Origin of the sequence: Ruegeria sp. HKCCA4008, assembly GCF_013033125.1 — a bacterium.
In the GTDB taxonomy this organism is placed as follows: domain Bacteria; phylum Pseudomonadota; class Alphaproteobacteria; order Rhodobacterales; family Rhodobacteraceae; genus Ruegeria.
In genome coordinates this window covers 154,609-170,203 of record NZ_WQDM01000004.1, presented here as the reverse complement: position 1 = coordinate 170,203, position 15,595 = coordinate 154,609, and the positions used below count along the sequence as shown (strand labels likewise).

General features: G+C 57.5%; 14 protein-coding genes and 1 pseudogene. 5 read left to right on the top strand and 10 right to left on the bottom strand.

The window, feature by feature from the left end; translation table 11 throughout:
- Window positions 1-3: 3 nt before the first annotated feature.
- A complete protein-coding gene (gene katG / locus GOW60_RS11305; RefSeq protein ID WP_171229342.1) occupies window positions 4-2,184 on the bottom strand; it encodes a catalase/peroxidase HPI in 2,181 nt (726 codons plus the stop codon).
- A 107-nt stretch (window positions 2,185-2,291) separates the two neighbouring features.
- Here katG and GOW60_RS11300 point away from each other — a divergent pair, with 107 nt between their 5' ends.
- Entirely contained in the window at window positions 2,292-3,224 is a 933-nt protein-coding gene (locus GOW60_RS11300; RefSeq protein WP_171229341.1) for a hydrogen peroxide-inducible genes activator, read from the top strand.
- 51 nt (window positions 3,225-3,275) lie between these two features.
- Here GOW60_RS11300 and GOW60_RS11295 read toward each other — a convergent pair whose 3' ends face one another.
- Window positions 3,276-3,857 carry a carboxymuconolactone decarboxylase family protein gene (locus tag GOW60_RS11295; RefSeq protein ID WP_171118213.1) on the bottom strand — a complete coding sequence of 194 codons (582 nt, stop codon included), beginning with the start codon at window positions 3,855-3,857 and terminating at the stop codon, window positions 3,276-3,278.
- Window positions 3,858-4,010: 153 nt separating this feature from the next.
- Between GOW60_RS11295 and GOW60_RS11290 the strand changes: the two genes are divergently transcribed.
- Window positions 4,011-5,114 (top strand): hypothetical protein, encoded by a 1,104-nt coding sequence (locus tag GOW60_RS11290; protein ID WP_171229340.1) that lies wholly within the window; start codon window positions 4,011-4,013, stop codon window positions 5,112-5,114.
- Between the two features lie 3 nt (window positions 5,115-5,117).
- On the opposite strand, the gene GOW60_RS11285 is transcribed toward GOW60_RS11290, so the two are convergent.
- From GOW60_RS11285 to GOW60_RS11270, 4 genes are read right to left on the bottom strand one after another with little or no spacing between them, the layout of a single operon-like run.
- Complete coding sequence (locus GOW60_RS11285) at window positions 5,118-6,167, bottom strand: aromatic ring-hydroxylating dioxygenase subunit alpha (protein WP_171229339.1); 1,050 nt, start codon at window positions 6,165-6,167, stop codon at window positions 5,118-5,120.
- A gap of 5 nt (window positions 6,168-6,172) precedes the next feature.
- Window positions 6,173-6,508: a carboxymuconolactone decarboxylase family protein gene (locus tag GOW60_RS11280; RefSeq protein ID WP_171118220.1), complete on the bottom strand. Its 336-nt coding sequence runs from the start codon at window positions 6,506-6,508 to the stop codon at window positions 6,173-6,175.
- Between the two features lie 11 nt (window positions 6,509-6,519).
- Window positions 6,520-7,278, bottom strand: a complete 759-nt coding sequence (locus GOW60_RS11275) for an amino acid ABC transporter permease (protein WP_171229338.1) — start codon at window positions 7,276-7,278, stop codon at window positions 6,520-6,522.
- Window positions 7,279-7,287: 9 nt separating this feature from the next.
- Window positions 7,288-8,028, bottom strand: a complete 741-nt coding sequence (locus GOW60_RS11270) for an amino acid ABC transporter ATP-binding protein (RefSeq protein ID WP_171229337.1) — start codon at window positions 8,026-8,028, stop codon at window positions 7,288-7,290.
- Window positions 8,029-8,149: 121 nt separating this feature from the next.
- Between GOW60_RS11270 and GOW60_RS11265 the strand changes: the two genes are divergently transcribed.
- Window positions 8,150-8,920 carry a transporter substrate-binding domain-containing protein gene (locus GOW60_RS11265; RefSeq protein ID WP_171229336.1) on the top strand — a complete coding sequence of 257 codons (771 nt, stop codon included), beginning with the start codon at window positions 8,150-8,152 and terminating at the stop codon, window positions 8,918-8,920.
- Between the two features lie 54 nt (window positions 8,921-8,974).
- On the opposite strand, the gene GOW60_RS11260 is transcribed toward GOW60_RS11265, so the two are convergent.
- The 3 genes from GOW60_RS11260 to GOW60_RS21145 all read right to left on the bottom strand — a co-directional run bounded on the left by GOW60_RS11260 (window position 8,975) and on the right by GOW60_RS21145 (window position 11,339).
- A complete protein-coding gene (locus GOW60_RS11260) occupies window positions 8,975-9,583 on the bottom strand; it encodes a helix-turn-helix domain-containing protein (protein ID WP_171229335.1) in 609 nt (202 codons plus the stop codon).
- Window positions 9,584-9,661: 78 nt separating this feature from the next.
- Window positions 9,662-10,801 carry an aminotransferase class I/II-fold pyridoxal phosphate-dependent enzyme gene (locus GOW60_RS11255; protein ID WP_171229334.1) on the bottom strand — a complete coding sequence of 380 codons (1,140 nt, stop codon included), beginning with the start codon at window positions 10,799-10,801 and terminating at the stop codon, window positions 9,662-9,664.
- 40 nt (window positions 10,802-10,841) lie between these two features.
- Window positions 10,842-11,339, bottom strand: a complete 498-nt coding sequence (locus GOW60_RS21145; RefSeq protein WP_371813349.1) for a DnaA N-terminal domain-containing protein — start codon at window positions 11,337-11,339, stop codon at window positions 10,842-10,844.
- 669 nt (window positions 11,340-12,008) lie between these two features.
- On the opposite strand from GOW60_RS21145, the gene GOW60_RS11245 reads away from it, so the two are divergent.
- Both GOW60_RS11245 and GOW60_RS11240 read left to right on the top strand, forming a co-directional pair.
- On the top strand, window positions 12,009-13,316 hold the full coding sequence (locus GOW60_RS11245) for an AAA family ATPase (RefSeq protein ID WP_171229333.1): 1,308 nt from the start codon (window positions 12,009-12,011) through the stop codon (window positions 13,314-13,316).
- Complete coding sequence (locus tag GOW60_RS11240) at window positions 13,313-14,422, top strand: ParB N-terminal domain-containing protein (protein WP_171229332.1); 1,110 nt, start codon at window positions 13,313-13,315, stop codon at window positions 14,420-14,422. Before GOW60_RS11245 ends, GOW60_RS11240 begins: the two co-directional genes overlap by 4 nt.
- A gap of 680 nt (window positions 14,423-15,102) precedes the next feature.
- Here the strand turns inward: GOW60_RS11240 and GOW60_RS21140 are convergent.
- Window positions 15,103-15,479 (bottom strand): annotated as a pseudogene (locus GOW60_RS21140) (hypothetical protein); the annotation flags it as partial.
- Window positions 15,480-15,595 lie beyond the last annotated feature (116 nt).

Here is a 15,595-nt window from a genome sequence, read left to right as displayed (position 1 = left end):
GATTCAGGCAACCAGATCGAACCGGTCGTTGTTCATGATCTTGGTCCATGCCGCCACAAAGTCGCGCACGAACTTCTCGGCATTGTCGTCCTGAGCGTAGACCTCAGCATAGCTGCGCAGGATCGAGTTCGATCCGAAGACCAGATCAGCGCTGGTTGCGGTGAACTTGACCTCACCCGAGGCGCGGTCGCGCAGTTCATAGGTGCCTCCGTCAACCGGATGCCAGCTCAGCGACATATCCGTCAGGTTGACGAAAAAGTCGGTTGTCAGCTGGCCCACCCGGTCGGTGAAGACGCCATGCGGCGATCCGCCATGGTTGGCACCCAGCACACGTAGACCACCGACCAGAACGGTCATCTCGGCCGCGGTCAGACCCAGCAGTTGCGCGCGATCCAGCATCATCGCCTCTGGCGAGACCGCGTATTCTTTCAGCTGCCAGTTGCGGAACCCGTCCGCCAGCGGCTCAAGTACCGAGAAGCTGTCCACATCGGTCTGCTCGATCGACGCGTCGCCGCGACCGGCCGAGAACGGAACCGCCACGTCAAAGCCCGCGGCCTTGATCGCCTGCTCCAGCCCGACATTGCCCGCCAGAACGATCACGTCGGCAACCGAGACGCCGGTTTCCGCCGCGATCGGCTCCAGCACACCCAGCACTTTCGCCAGACGTTCGGGTTCGTTGCCCGCCCAGTCCTTTTGCGGCGCCAGTCGGATGCGCGCCCCATTTGCGCCGCCGCGCTTGTCCGACCCGCGGAAGGTTCGGGCACTGTCCCAGGCGGTGGTGATCATCTCGGCGATGGTCAGGCCGCTGTCTGCGATCTTGGCCTTGACGGCATCTATGTCGTAATCTGTCGAACCGGCCGGGATCGGATCCTGCCAGATCAGATCTTCCGGCGGCACGTCCGGGCCATAATAGTTGACGCGCGGACCCATGTCGCGGTGGGTCAACTTGAACCAGGCACGTGCAAATGTATCGGCAAAATAGTCCGGATCCGCCATGAATTTCTGACAGATCGCGTTGTAGGTCGGGTCGACCTTCATCGCCATATCCGCATCGGTCATCATCGGCATGCGGCGAACAGTGGGGTCAGTCGGGTCGACCGGCCTTTCGTCTTCGGGCATGTCGACGGGCTGCCACTGATGGGCACCTGCGGGTGATTTGCCCAGTTCCCACTCGTAGCCGAACAGATAGTCGAAATAGCCCATGTCAAATTTCAACGGCTCTTTCGTCCACGCCCCTTCGATCCCCGAGGTAAAGGCGTTGGCCGCTTTGCCGTTCTGATCAGGGTTTTCCCATCCCAGCCCCTGGCTGGACACCGGGCAGGCTTCGGGCTCGGCGCCGATATTGTCTCCGGGCATCGCACCATGGGCTTTGCCGACGGTGTGCCCCCCGCAGGTCAATGCCGCGGTCTCTTCGTCGTTCATCGCCATACGCGCAAAGGTTTCACGGATATGCAGCGCGGTCTTGGCCGGATCCGGGTTGCCGTTCACGCCTTCGGGGTTCACATAGATCAGGCCCATATGCACCGCACCCAGAGGGTTTTCCAGCGTGCCGGGGGTTTCCAGATCGCCATAGCGGTTCTCGGACGGGGCCAGCCACTGGTTTTCAGAACCCCAGTAAACATCTTTCTCGGGGCCCCAGATGTCTTCGCGACCAAAGCCGAAACCAAAGGTCTTCAATCCCATGGATTCATACGCCACCGTGCCCGACAGAACGATCAGATCGGCCCAGGACAGCGCGTTGCCGTATTTCTTTTTCACCGGCCACAGCAGACGGCGGGCTTTGTCCAGGCTTGCATTGTCCGGCCATGAATTCAGCGGCGCGAACCGGATGTTGCCCGAACCGGCGCCACCTCGACCATCCCCCAGACGGTAAGACCCCGCCGAGTGCCACGCCAGACGGATCATCAGCCCGCCATAGTGACCCCAGTCAGCCGGCCACCAGTCCTGGCTGTCGGTCAGCAACGCCTCGACATCGGCACGAACCGCCTTGAAGTCCAGCCCCTTGACCGCTTCTCGGTGATCGTAATCCGCATCCATCGGGTTGGTGCGCGTGTCGTGCTGGCTCAGAATGTCCAGGTTCAGCGCATCCGGCCACCACTTGGTGACGGAATTGCCCGTTCCAGTATTGCCGCCATGCATGACAGGGCAGCCGCCGGATTGGTGATTGTGGGGGGTACCGTCCATTGTAAATCTCCTGAGTATTTACCTAGGGGTTCAGATATCTTGACTCGTACCCCACGGCTTCGATAATTGGAAATTTGTAATTACTATCGTTGTGATTAATTTTTCATATGAAGGCACTCACCCTCAAACATCTGCGCTATTTCGAGGCGCTCGCCACGCACGGCCACTTTGGCAAGGCTGCCGCGGCCAGTGCGATTTCGCAGCCCGCGCTTTCCATACAAATCAAAGAGCTGGAGTCAATCATGGGGGGGCCGCTGGTCGAACGCGCGGCCCGGCAAACCCGCCTGACTGCATTTGGCGAAGACGTGCTGAAACATGGCCGCGAAATCCTGACCCGGGTCGAGGATTTGGGGAAATTGGTGCAATCTCCCTCGGGCCCCTTGTCCGGCCGCATCAGAATCGGGGTCATTCCCACGGTCGCACCCTATCTGCTGCCCTCGATCATCAAAGCTCTGTCGCAGCGTTTCCCACAACTGACCATCGAACCCAAGGAAACGATAACCAAGACGTTGATCGGTGAAATACTGGATTCGAAACTGGATTTCGGTGTCGTTGCCCTGCCCGTCTCGGAACCCAACCTCCGAGAGTTCTCGCTGTTCAACGAAGATTTTCTGCTGGTTCGCCCGGCGCAGGATGCCAACCTGCCGATGCCAAGTTCCTCGCAGCTGAGAACCATGCGCCTGCTGTTGCTGGAAGAGGGGCATTGCTTCAGGGATCAGGCCCTGTCCTTCTGTTCGATCCGCAACATCGAACCGCAGCACATCATGGAGGGCAGTTCGCTTTCCACACTGGTTCAGATGGTCGGCGCCGGCATCGGTGTGACCCTGATACCGGAAATGGCGGTCGGGCTGGAAACCCGATCCGCGGATGTGTCCATTGCCCGGTTTCAGGACACGCCGCCGACACGGACGATTGGTCTGATCTGGCGAAAGACCAACCCGCTCAGCGAAAACCTGTTGAAGATCGGCGCGATCATCCGCAAAACAGCCGAGGAAAACACGTGGGGCGTGAAACCGTCACAGCCCGCAACAACAGGCTGACCCGCCCGAAACGATGTTCCTCGGCACGGGGTCCAGACCCGGCGCAACCCGTCAGTCGTCACCCTTGTAATAGCCGATCACATCATTCTCGGTCGTTGCACCCAACCCGTTCAGCAACCGATTTGAATAATTGAAATAGGCGCAGACCTGATTGACCTCCAGGATCTCGCCATCCTCACAGCCAGCAATCTTGAGCGCTTCGAAGTCGGACTTGACCATTTTGCCAACATCCGTCGTCAGCTTGGCGGCATAGCGCAGCAGCGCCAGTTCCTTGCCCTCGAATTCATCCTCGGGCCGATGCGCCTTGAGCGCGACGAAAATCCGGTCACTGCGCGGCTGATCCTTAAGCAGGTTGCGCACGTTCATGAAGTGATGGGTCAGTGAATAGGTGCAATCGTTCAGGATCGAAGTATAGCTGGCGACAACTTCGAGGAACCAGAATGGCAACTGGTTGTCATCGGAATGCAGGACCGAACGGTACAGCGTCACATGCCCGTTCATCGTTTCGGGCCGCAATGAATGCACACGCATGACCGTATCCACGGTGCCATGAGGGGTGCGGGCCTTGTCCAGCAGCTCTTTCAGGCGGCCCTCGGCCTTGTCGTCCGAGATCATCTCGATCCAAGCGCTCATTGCTGTGTCTCCTGTCTTGTTCGGGCTCAGCTTATGTACAAAGCCCACAGGCATGTCAGTTAATTTTTTTCTTAAGGTGAAATTTTTTCTGGATCACGGAAACGTGAAAGATGTAAAATACCAGCGCGGGGAATTTGTTGAGGATCAACGCGAATGCACAGTCCAGATCTTATGGCAGGTGCCGAAAACCTGTTGTTCAGATGCGGCGGCCTGACGGCGGGCGACCAGTTGCTTGTGGTCTGCGAAGATGCGGCCAACGGGTATTACGATGCCGAGATCACCGAGGCTATCTTGGACTGCGCGCGACAGAACCGGATCAAGACCGCAGTTCGAACCCTCGCATTCGATCCCATGGGTTCATCGCTGCCAGCGGATCTGAAAACGGCGATGGAAGCGGCGGATCGCACCTTGTTTCTGTCCCGCTCCGGCGATCAGATTCGTTTCGACGCAGGAATGAGGGACGTTCGGCCCATCATGTCATATGCGCTGGACGCCGGAATGCTGGCCTCGGGTTTCGGGCGCGCCAACTACACCGGGTTTGTTGAATTGAAAAACGCGGTTAACCGGCTGCTGGCCAATGCCGGGCACATCCACGTAACCTGCCCACTGGGCACCGACTTCGCGGGCCCCGGCGCCGCCTTCCCCCCAGCAGGTGCCGCGGATGTCAGCGTGGCGCGTTTTCCGATGTCGGTTTTTGCCCCGGTTCCCGCGCAAGGGTTTTCCGGAGCGCTGGTTCAGGACGGGTTTCTGGTCGGCACCGGTTCGAAATTCTACGAACCATACGGCTGTGATCTGCGCGAACCGCTGACCATACGGTTCGAAAACAACCGCCTGACCGGCTTTGAGGGCCATCCCATGGATGTGCATTGCGCGCAGATGCATTACGAAAAAGTCGGCAGGATGTTCGGCCTTGACCCCCTGACCATGCACTCCTGGCACGCAGGCATCCACCCGGGCTGCGCCTACACGACCCCGGCGCGAAGCAATTTTGAACGTTGGAGCGGGTCCGCCTTTGGCAATCCACGCCTGCTGCACTTTCACACATGCGGGCATTATGCGCCGGGTGAGATTTCACTGAACGTGCTGGACCCGACGATCCGCGTGGATGGTGTTTCGATCTGGGATGCCGGTGTTCTCCGGGCCGATCTGTTGCCCGGTGGGGCTGAAATTCTCGACCGGTATCCCTGCATCAAAGCGGTGTTCGACGCCCCGGCCCGACACGTGGGCCAGGGCGCGAACGGGCGCTTATCGGCCTGATGATCAGCCGGCCTGCTGTGCGATCAGCTTTGCAACCCGCGCGCGGAACCGCATCGCGCCTGCGTCCAGCCCGAGGTTGATATAGCCGGTCTTGCGCCGCGCCATGCCGGTTTGAACGTGTTCCAGAACCTCTTTGTCCTCGTTGAAGGCCATGACCGCGCCTTCGAACATGCGCTGCGACATGGCTGTGTCATCCGCGTGCATGTTGCGGTGCTGGAACCAGAAATACCGCGATGTTTCCGCATCGACCGGTGTGATGAAGTTGTACGAAATATTGACAAAGGCATTGGGCGACATCGGCCGATCCGCCCCGCCTTCTCCGGCCGGAGTGTAAACGGACATGTTGATCGCAGTGGACGGCAGACGGCATTCGTAATGCTGCTTGCGGTCGCAGCTTGGCCCGAACGGCAGTATCGGCGCATAGTAGGGCGGCGCGGGTTCATCCGCGATCCAGCGCGAAACAATGACGCCGCTTTCGGTTTCTTCAAGATCCAGCGGGCGGTTGTCGGTTCCCGCCCCGGCAAACGAAGTCAGATGCACCCAGGCCACATGGCTTGGATCCAGCAGGTTGTCGATAATGTAAAGGTAATGGCACGCCATCTCCATCGCCCCGGTCCGGGTCTTGCCCCAGGACGGGTTGTCGAAATTGGGGATGTCGATGATATCGTCTGTGCTGGCTTTGTCCGGGTCCCCCATCCACAGCCAAAGAAACCCCCAGCGGTCTTCGGCCGGGTATGCATGCACGGCGGCGCGGCGCGGAGGATTGTCCAGCTGTGTCGGGGCGCTGACACATTCACCGCCGCAGCCGAATGTCAGACCGTGATAGCCGCAAACCACATGATCCCCTTCGATCGTGCCCCGAGACAGCGGCAGCTTTCTATGCGGGCAAGCGTCCTCCAACGCGATCGCTTTGCCCGCTGTGTCACGGTAGATCACGATCTCTTCGTCCAGCATTCGTACGGCGCTCAAGCTGCGGCCAAAATCCTCGGACCGTCCGGCGACGTACCAGCTGTTGCGAATAAACCCCTCTGCTCCGGCTAGATCAGGACGCATGTTTCTTACTCCGAAAACTCGTCAAAAGCCCTGAGCGCCTTGGCGCTGTAGGCATAGGACGGCCCGCCGCCCATATAGGTGGCCATGGCCAATGCCTCGCACATCTGAGCGCGGGTGGCGCCCAGTCGAACCAGCGAACGCACGTGGAATCCGATGCAGCTGTCGCAGCGGGTCGCAATCGCAATGCCGAGCGCCATGAACTCTTTGGTCTTCTCGCTCAGCGCCCCGTCAGTCTTGGCCGCCTTGCCCATGATGCCAAAGCCGCGCACGGTTTCCGGCACTTCTTTCGAGAAGGTTCCGATATTGGCCTCGGTCTCGGCCATGAAATCTTTCCAGTTCATTTCTTCACTCCTTATCCGCGCTCATCCGCGCCCATGCGACGCTCCAGCCAGCGCACCCCGGCTGAGATGATCAAAACCAGGATCAGGTATTCGAAAATCAGCAGGGTATAGATTTCCAGCGGGCGGTATTCCGTCACCACCAATTCATTCGCACGGCGGGTCAGTTCCTGCATCCCGATGACGCTGGCAAAGGCGCTCATCTTGACGATGTAGATGAACTGGTTTGCCAAAGGCGGCAGAATGCGCCGGATCGCCTGCGGCAGGATCACATAGCGCATGGTCTGCACATAGTTCAGCCCGATGGTCTGCGCCGCCTCGCGTTGTCCACGCGCAATGGATTGAATGCCTGCGCGATAGATCTCGGCCGTAAAGGCGCTGTCTGAAATCGCCAGCGTTATGATCGCCCCCCAGAAGGGATCGATGGGGATGTTCAGACCCATCGACTGAAACACGATGGGCAAGCCGTAAAACACCCAGAACAGCATCGGCAAAAGGGGAATGGCGCGGATGAACTCCACGTAAACCCGGTTCGCAACCCGCCAGCCACGTTTTTCGGACAATCCCGGCAGGGCGACCAACAATCCGATGACGATCGACAGAACGGCGGCGATCAGGGAAATCTGGATCGTCGCGCCCATCCCCGAGATCAGGAATTTCACATTGGTCCAACCCGAGGCCGTCGTCGGATCGATGACGTACCAGCCCCAGGTCTGCGACGACGAACAGCCTGCCAGCAGAAGCAGAGGCAATATGAGAAGAAGTTTTTTCATCGGCCGCTCTCAGTGTTGCAGGATCTGGGACAGGAATTTGCGACACCGATCGGACTGAGGATCGGTGAAGAAATGTTCGGGCTTGCCTTCTTCGACGATTTCACCGGCATCCATGAAGATCATCTTGTCGGCCACCTTTCGGGCAAACCCCATCTCATGCGTGACAACCACCATGGTCATCCCCTCATTGGCCAACTCGACCATCACGTCCAACACTTCCGAGATCATCTCGGGGTCCAGTGCCGAGGTCGGCTCGTCAAACAGCAGCACGCGCGGCTCCATGCACAGCGACCGGGCGATGGCGACGCGTTGCTGCTGACCACCCGACAACTGAATGGGCTTTTTGTCGGCCTGATCTGGAATATGCACCCGGTCCAGATAGTGGCGCGCTTTTTCCTCTGCCTCTTTGCGGCCGAGACCGCGCGCCTTGATCGGGCCCAAAGTCAGGTTTTCCAATACGGTCAGATGCGGGAACAGGTTGAACTGCTGGAACACCATTCCAACCTCGGACCGGATCCTGGCCACGGATTTCTCGTCATCCGTCAACTCGATCCCATCTACGCGGATGGTGCCTTTCTGATGTTTTTCCAACTGGTTGATACATCGCACAACGGTGGATTTTCCTGACCCGGAAGGCCCGCAAATCACCACCTTTTCGCCGCTGTTGACCGTCAGATTGATGTCCTTGAGAACGTGAAACGTGTCGAACCACTTGTTCACGCCCACAAGTTCGATTGCGGCGTCTGGCATAAGATGAACTGCCCCTGTTTTAGTCCCAGTATAATATTTTCTTGAGGTTATCTTTCCCTTTGGGCTTAAATCAATGAAGAATACGGCCACAAGGTCGAAACGCCACCAACGGGAGAAACCGATGAACACTTTTTGGAAAGCTGCGGCAGCCGCTGCGCTTGGACTTGTCTTGTCAGGCGCTGCGCAGGCGCAATCTGCACTGAACGAGGTGCTGGATTCCGGCGTGCTCAAGGTGGGCACCACGGGCGATTGGAATCCCATGTCGCTCCGCGACCCTGCAACCAACAGCTACAAAGGGTACGACATCGACATCATGAACGAGCTGGCCGCCGATCTGGGGGTCGAGGTCGAATATGTCCCCACCGACTGGAAAACACTGGTCAACGGTGTGGTGGCAGGCAAGTATCACCTGACCGGATCCGCATCGATTTCGCCGCCACGCATGAAGGTCGCAGGTTTTTCCGACAGCTATATTTCGGTGGAACTCTTCCCCTATACGACCAAGGACAAGGCCGACAAGTTTGACGGTTATGAATCGATCAACCAGCCCGGAGTAAAAGTCGCGACTACCCTGGGCACAACATTCGAAAAGCGCGTCCGCGAATGGTTCCCGAACGCAGATATCAAGGTGGTCGAGGCTCCGGCCCGCGGTTTTCAGGAAGTAATCGCAGGACGCGCGGATGTCTTCATTACTTCGAACATCGAAGGTTCGACCCTCGAGGCGAAATTTCCGGTGGTACGCGTGAAGAATGCAGGCCCGCGTTCGCCGTCACCCATCGCGATGATCCTGCCACAGGCCGATCAGGTGTGGATCAACTATGTAAACAACTGGATCGAAGTCAAAAAGGCGCAAGGGTTCTTCGAGGAAAATCGCAAGAAATGGGGTCTCTGACTCTTCTCGGATCACCTTGATTCCCTAACGCCCGGCTTGGTCGCCGGGCGTTTTTCAATTGTCGCCCGACACGGCCTTGGCAACCACGGTGACAAAGCTGACCGTGTCAGTTTTCAACTCCAACGGCCCATGAGTGGCGTTTGAATCAAAACTTAAACTGTCGCCCGGCCGCATGTGATAGGCGGCTTCACCGCAGCCATAGACCATCTCGCCGGCGGTGACGTGGATGAATTCGACACCCTGATGTTGGTAAAGAGGGCGTTCGTCCAACGGGCCTTCCAATGTAACGCTGAAACTCTCGAAACTGACATGTTTCGCTTCCGCCCGACCGATCAGCTTGTAACTGTGCCCGAAACCGGTGCCCAACCGTTGTACGGTCACGCCTTCGCCCGCAGCCACAAATGACACATCCGTGCGTTCGACCGTGCCGGCGAAGAAGTTGATCAACGGAACGCCGATTCCACCGGCCAGGGCCTCAAGCGTCGCCAGTGAGGCTGACACCTGACCGCGCTCGATCTTGGAAATCATCGCCGTGGACACGCCGGACCGCTGAGACAATTCGGCCAGAGTCAACCCGGCCAGCGCGCGATGCGTTTTCACCGCGGACCCGACTAGGTGATCCAGCGGCGGTTTTTCGACGGAAAGCACAGGTGAATCTTCCATTTGCGAAGCCTATCGACACGTATGAAAAAGGCAAAAGAAATGTCACCGAACCTTTCGCACAAATTCGGCGGCAAACTCTCAGCTTCCGTTCAGGATGTCTCCTGTAAGATCATTCAACTTGGCCAACCCGTCCCGCAGATGATCTTCTGGCAGGGCTGAGCTGAACCGAAAATGGTTCTCGACCCCGAACCGCGACCCTGGAATGACCAGCACGTCTTTTTCGCGCAACAGGCGCATGCTGAACGCCTCGGATGCGATCGGTAGATTGAACCGCACGAACGACATGGCCGACGCCTGAGGTGGTACAACTGAAAACACCCCCTGATGCCGCGCCAGTTCTTCCGTGAGAACGTCAAACCCCGTGCGGATCAGACGGCGCGCGCGGGCCTTCAACTTGGACCGTGCAGGTTCGGCAAGCGCCTTGTCCGCCAGTTCCATCGACAACATGGATGCCGCGATCGAGGCATATTCGTGCCGCCGCCAGCAGTGCTGAATGATGTCTTCGGGCCCAACCAGCCATCCCAGCCTCAGCCCCGGAAGCCCATAGGCCTTGGACATGGAGTTCACCACAAGAACCCTGTCCGTACTTCCCCAGAACGAAGGCGTTTCGGTGTCACCTTCCCGCTCGGTTCCGGCATAAACCTCGTCTGAAACGATCCAGGCGCCAACGCGCTCGGCGGCCGTTACGATACGGGCGCGATCCGCTTCGGTCAGAATACGGCCCGTTGGATTGTTCGGGTTCACCACATGGATGATGCGGGTTCTGTCATCGACCGCCCGCTCCAGCGCTTCCGCGTCTATGCCCCACCCTGCGGATTCGATCAGATCGACCCAACGCACTTCGTTGCCCAGATTGGCGGCATTTCCTGAAATCTGTTCATAGGTCGGTCGGAAACACACAACATTGTCGCCGGGCTCCAACAAGGTGTTGGCCACAAGCGTGTTCGCTTCGGTTGCTCCGACCGTGACCATTACCCCATCTGCCGAGGCCCCCGGATACAAGCCTGCGATGGTGTCGCGCAGGGTTTGCTTTCCATTGACTTGCGGATAGTCGATCATCGTTGTCAGCAGAGAGTCGAGATCAATCCCGGCCAGCTCTACCAATCCCTGCAACGACATTGGATGAACGCCGCTTTCCGAGAAATTGAAGACCACCCCGTGTTCCGTTTCGGACAGAAACTGTTCGACCCGAAATGGTTGAAAATTTCGGTTGATCATGATGCATCCTTTGCTCGGCCGTTCTGCGCACCTGACAGCCTCAATCGGCTGCGTTTACATGAACCGTTCTGATACTGGGATCGACGCGGCTGTAGGCGGCCAGCAATCGTGCCGTCCATTTCTGTGCAATGTAATCCGCCATGAACCGCGAGGGTGCAACCAGAATGACGCGCCCCCCTGCCCTTTCCGACTCGGACAGATGCTGGAACCAACTCGCCCACAGCTCGGGATCGCGGCCGTGAAGGATTGATTGCACCTGCGACCAGACATCCTCGGGCTTGGCTTCGGGGGTGTTGATTTCAGGCCCCGGGGGTTTTGCCGCGAAAGGCACGACATTTGTAACGGGTTCGGAATCCTCGCTCATCCGGGCCTGGAAATCGGAACCTATGATCGGCCAGACCTCCTGCGTATCGATCATGATCTGTTTGAGGTCGATTTCATAGACCGCGACCCGGCCCCGTGCAGCAGGCCGTTTGACCGTTACCCAACCTAATGCGCGAAATTTGGCCATTTCGCGCTTTACGGTCCTTTCGTTCACTGACCAAAGGCGCGAAATTTCTTCGCGTCCAATCGATAATTCGTTGTTTCGCCAGTTATATCGCGTCGTAATCAATGCGATGATACGCAGAACGCTGCGTTGCCGATGCTTGTCGCCTGACAACGCATATATGGTGAGCGCAGAAAGTATATCGTATTTCAAGGCCGCCGCATTTCGCCCGACCGGTTTAGCCAGCTGCATACCCGTTCTCACCGCTCTGTCTGCCTCAGACGGGTGTGTCCCGCCGATCTCGCGCTGTTTGCCAACGCTTTTCGTCATCTTGGCCTAATTAGCGTCCAAAGCTTCGATTCTGTCAAGAAGAGTCTGAAACAGGTCAGAAAATTGCGCCAATCCAGATCAAAAAATAAAAGAAATCTGGTGAAGTATTGGTGAAGGGGGACGTTCAGGATGACCCCTTATCGGCTTGTTATGTCCCCCTATATATCGCAGATCCAGGAAGAATGCCCCCCTAAATACGGTTGAGGGCGCGTTGCGAATCGTCACCCTTCATCTTCTGCGCTGCCGAATCGGCGATGGCCTTGCAGGGCCTTGTTTTCTTACCCGTGGGTAAGATTTGAGTTTCATCATATTTTCTTTTGCGTAAAGCGCAAATCGGGCGTAAAAAAGAAACGAACAGAAATTTACGTTCCAAACAAAGAGACATGAGGCATGTTCACGCACGAAGACCTGAATGCATTGCGCAATCAATCTCTCAAACTTCAGGGGTGGATTCGTCAGCAGACCTTTAGCCCCGAGATGGAGAAGACACTCCGCCGGTTTTCGAGCTGGGAGGTGTCCGAGCTGATCTTCCGGGTCAACCAGTCAACCTTTCGCGGAAAGCTGGCTGCTGATCCGTCTCTGCCCGGAGGCGAGGTTGAGCCCGAGGGGCGGCAGCGCTGGTTCAGCCTGGAGGAGGTGAATGAGTTGCGGCGGCGGCTCAAGGTGAATCGTAAATCCCTCATGCCACCGCGTCCCGAGGGCAAGCGGGCCATTCGCGCGGCTGTGGCGAACTTCAAGGGCGGGGCGGGCAAGTCAACGGTGGCGTTGCATCTTGCGCATGCTGCCGCGCTTGATGGGTACCGTGTTCTTGTCGTTGACTTCGACCCGCAGGCCACGCTGAGCCATTCAATGGGCCTGACTGATGTCGCCGAGGATTACACTGTTTGGGGGATCATGGCGCGTGACCTGATCCGCGAGACCGAGCGCATGAACAACCGGCCCGCCGCGGCCGAGTCCGGCACCGCCCTGCCCCGCCGGGAACTGCCCCCGGCGATCACCGATATGGGGCTTGGAGATCTGCGGATCAGCGATTTCATCAGACGGACGTCATGGTCCACCATCGATGCGATCCCGTCCTGCGCGAACGCGGCCTTCGTCGAATTTGCCTCGGCACAGTATCGCCACCTGAACCCTGAATGGTCTTTCTTTGCCGCGGTGTCCCGGTATCTGGATCAAATCCCTGACGACGCCTATGACCTGATCCTGTTCGATTGCCCGCCGGCCATTGGGTATCAGTCCATGAACGCGGTGTTCGCGGCGGACATGTTGTACATTCCGTCTGGCCCCGGGTACTGGGAATATGACTCGACCACGTCCTTTATCGGTCAGCTGGCAGAAGCTTTGGAGGACCTGGCCTACGGGTTCGACAAAACCTTACCCACGGGTAAGATCGGTCTTCCCAAAACTTTCTGCGAACTGCGGTTCCTGCTTACAAGGTACGAGCCCGGAAACGCGTTGCATCTGGCGATGTTCGACGCGTTCCAGAAAGTCTTCGGAGACCACGTCGCCCAGCACCCTGTTGAAATGACCCGCGCGGTCGAGCAATCCGGCCGCTTTCTGAGCTCGGTGTACGAAATGGATTATCGCGAAATGACCCGCGAAACCTGGCGTCGGGCCCGTTCGACGTTCGATAATGTTTACGAGGAATTCCGAGGTGTGATGCTGTCTGCCTGGGACAAGCTGGAGGATGACGCATGAGCCGCAAGCGCAGAATGTTTGATATCGACCTGCCCGCAATGGATGACATTCCTGTCGGCAAGGTTCCGGACAAGGTTCTTGAAAAGCGGCGGGGCCCGATGGCTGCGGCCATTTCGGAAAATGCCGATGCGCTGCGCGACCAGCAATCGACAGAAGAATCCATTCGCGCCGAAAACGATCGTCTCGCGCATGAACTCGTGCGTCTGCGTTCCGAAGGTCTGGTGACCGAACGCGTAGCACTGGATGACATTCTGTTTGAAAAGTTGACGCGTGATCGCAAACCAGGGCCAGATCCGGAGCTGGACGAGTTAAAGGCGTCAATTCAGGAAATCGGATTGTCCAACCCCATCCGACTTGAGCGACGCTCAGATGGACGTTTTGAACTGATCCAGGGGATGCGGCGCCTGTCTGCCTATCGGACGTTGTACGAAGAAACGGGCGATGAGTCTTATGCCAGAATTCCAGCGGGTATTTCAGAGGCGGGCGATCTCGACAACAGCTACCGGCGCATGGTGGACGAGAACCTGATCCGCAAGGATATCTCGTTCGCGGAAATGGGTGCTCTGGCACGCGCCTATGCCGAAGACCCTGCAAATGATTGCCCGGATGTAGACAAGGCGGTTTCCACGCTGTTCAAATCCGCCAGTTACACAAAGCGGAGTTACATCAGGTCATTTGCCAGTTTGCTGATGATGTTGGACAAGGTCCTGAAACATCCGAACGACATTCCGCGCAACGTGGGCGTAGAGCTGAAGCGCAAACTGGATGCAACGCCCGGTCTGGAGCGCCAGGTGAGTGCCGCGGTCATGAGCGAGCCGGACCGTGACGGAGCGCGTGAGGTTGCGATCCTCAGGTCATTTCTGGGTGCGCCGGAAACAAGCGTTGCAAAGAAGGCTCCGGTTGAGAGCACCGATAAACCACGACGTGCAAAGACCACGTTTCAGGTATCAGGGCGTGCAGGGATCGCCAAGTGCTCGGCATCCAGTGGTCGAATTGAGTTGAGATATGATTTGGACTTTACGCGTGTTGATCGCAGCAAACTTGAGGCGGCAATAGCTGCATTCATCGATGCTCTTCCCGAGGAAGACGATCTTACCCACGGGTAAGGTTTGGTTTGAAGGCCCGAGAAAAGGCGCCGGTTGAATCCGGCGCCTTTGTCTTGTCGCTAATGCCTGGGCGTTCTCAGCAAGGGAATACTGCCCATTTTTTTGCCTTGAACTCGTGTCCCGTGATCGATGCTGCCGCAGCTTGAGACGGGGCTTGTGGCTTCGATCATTGATGTTGGTTCAGGAACGGTCAGTTTCACGGAGTGTTGTCGGGGCCTAAAACCACGGGGTCTTGTTCGGGTTCGTACGTTCAGATCACGGAAGGGCGCCTGATACCTGCTTGAGATTTCGGCATGCAACATGTGACACGGGAATAAGGTGATATGACGGCTACTCACTGCACACAATCTCGGCTAGGGCAATTAGTTATGATAAAAAAAATTATCAAATATTATAGTGAAACGGTGTTGTGGAAAGGTAATGAGCAAAAATCCAAAATTATGCGCACAGACGGAGAGGCGGCCTGTAAATGCCTGTGGTCGGTAATGCTTTGCCGCTGTACGGTGCAATCAGAGATTCCGACTTCATTCTTCCCTATGTTTGACATGCTTTCGACCCACCTGACCGCGATGTTACGGTGGCGGTTTAACCGTGAGTGAGTGTTTTCAGTACGTTCTGCACTCGGGGCTGGTTCCCCGAGTGGCATTCAACCGACCGTGAGTGTGGTTTCATGGAGTTCACTAGCTACTCTGGCCAGGCCAGTTGTGCGTCTTGTACACAGTTCGCAATTGGCCTGTGATCGATCTCAGACAACCGGACCCTCTCAAGTCGCGGCATGAACACGGATGTGACGACTGCGGATCAATCTCGTGATGCTTATAGAGATCACAAATGGTTCCCGTCTGGCCAAAACGCTCGACACCGAGCCAGATCGTATGGTCTCCAGCCACACCCCCAGCCATGCGAGGGTGGCCGGGTGCCCATCAATGGCAGTGACGATCTTGCAGAGCGACGGTAGTTCGCCCATCAGGGTTTCGATGTGTGACTGGGCAAGAGAATTTCCTAGCGAACGGGCCCGCCGTGCGGCAGTCCAATCAGCATTAAGCCGTTCAGCTGACGCCGGTTTTGTCGCAAACTCTGTCCCCACCTGTCAGCTTGAACGAAGTTCTGTTAACGCGGGCTGGAATATGACGGGAGCCAATCGCGACGATCTCTTTCTAGGGCGCATTTCCG

Coding starts and splice junctions, on each gene's coding strand:
- katG (WP_171229342.1), bottom strand. CDS start 2,184: ATGGACGGTACCCCCCACAATCACCAATCCGGCGGCTGCCCTGTCATG.
- GOW60_RS11300 (WP_171229341.1), top strand. CDS start 2,292: ATGAAGGCACTCACCCTCAAACATCTGCGCTATTTCGAGGCGCTCGCC.
- GOW60_RS11295 (WP_171118213.1), bottom strand. CDS start 3,857: ATGAGCGCTTGGATCGAGATGATCTCGGACGACAAGGCCGAGGGCCGC.
- GOW60_RS11290 (WP_171229340.1), top strand. CDS start 4,011: ATGCACAGTCCAGATCTTATGGCAGGTGCCGAAAACCTGTTGTTCAGA.
- GOW60_RS11285 (WP_171229339.1), bottom strand. CDS start 6,167: ATGCGTCCTGATCTAGCCGGAGCAGAGGGGTTTATTCGCAACAGCTGG.
- GOW60_RS11280 (WP_171118220.1), bottom strand. CDS start 6,508: ATGAACTGGAAAGATTTCATGGCCGAGACCGAGGCCAATATCGGAACC.
- GOW60_RS11275 (WP_171229338.1), bottom strand. CDS start 7,278: ATGAAAAAACTTCTTCTCATATTGCCTCTGCTTCTGCTGGCAGGCTGT.
- GOW60_RS11270 (WP_171229337.1), bottom strand. CDS start 8,028: ATGCCAGACGCCGCAATCGAACTTGTGGGCGTGAACAAGTGGTTCGAC.
- GOW60_RS11265 (WP_171229336.1), top strand. CDS start 8,150: ATGAACACTTTTTGGAAAGCTGCGGCAGCCGCTGCGCTTGGACTTGTC.
- GOW60_RS11260 (WP_171229335.1), bottom strand. CDS start 9,583: ATGGAAGATTCACCTGTGCTTTCCGTCGAAAAACCGCCGCTGGATCAC.
- GOW60_RS11255 (WP_171229334.1), bottom strand. CDS start 10,801: ATGATCAACCGAAATTTTCAACCATTTCGGGTCGAACAGTTTCTGTCC.
- GOW60_RS11245 (WP_171229333.1), top strand. CDS start 12,009: ATGTTCACGCACGAAGACCTGAATGCATTGCGCAATCAATCTCTCAAA.
- GOW60_RS11240 (WP_171229332.1), top strand. CDS start 13,313: ATGAGCCGCAAGCGCAGAATGTTTGATATCGACCTGCCCGCAATGGAT.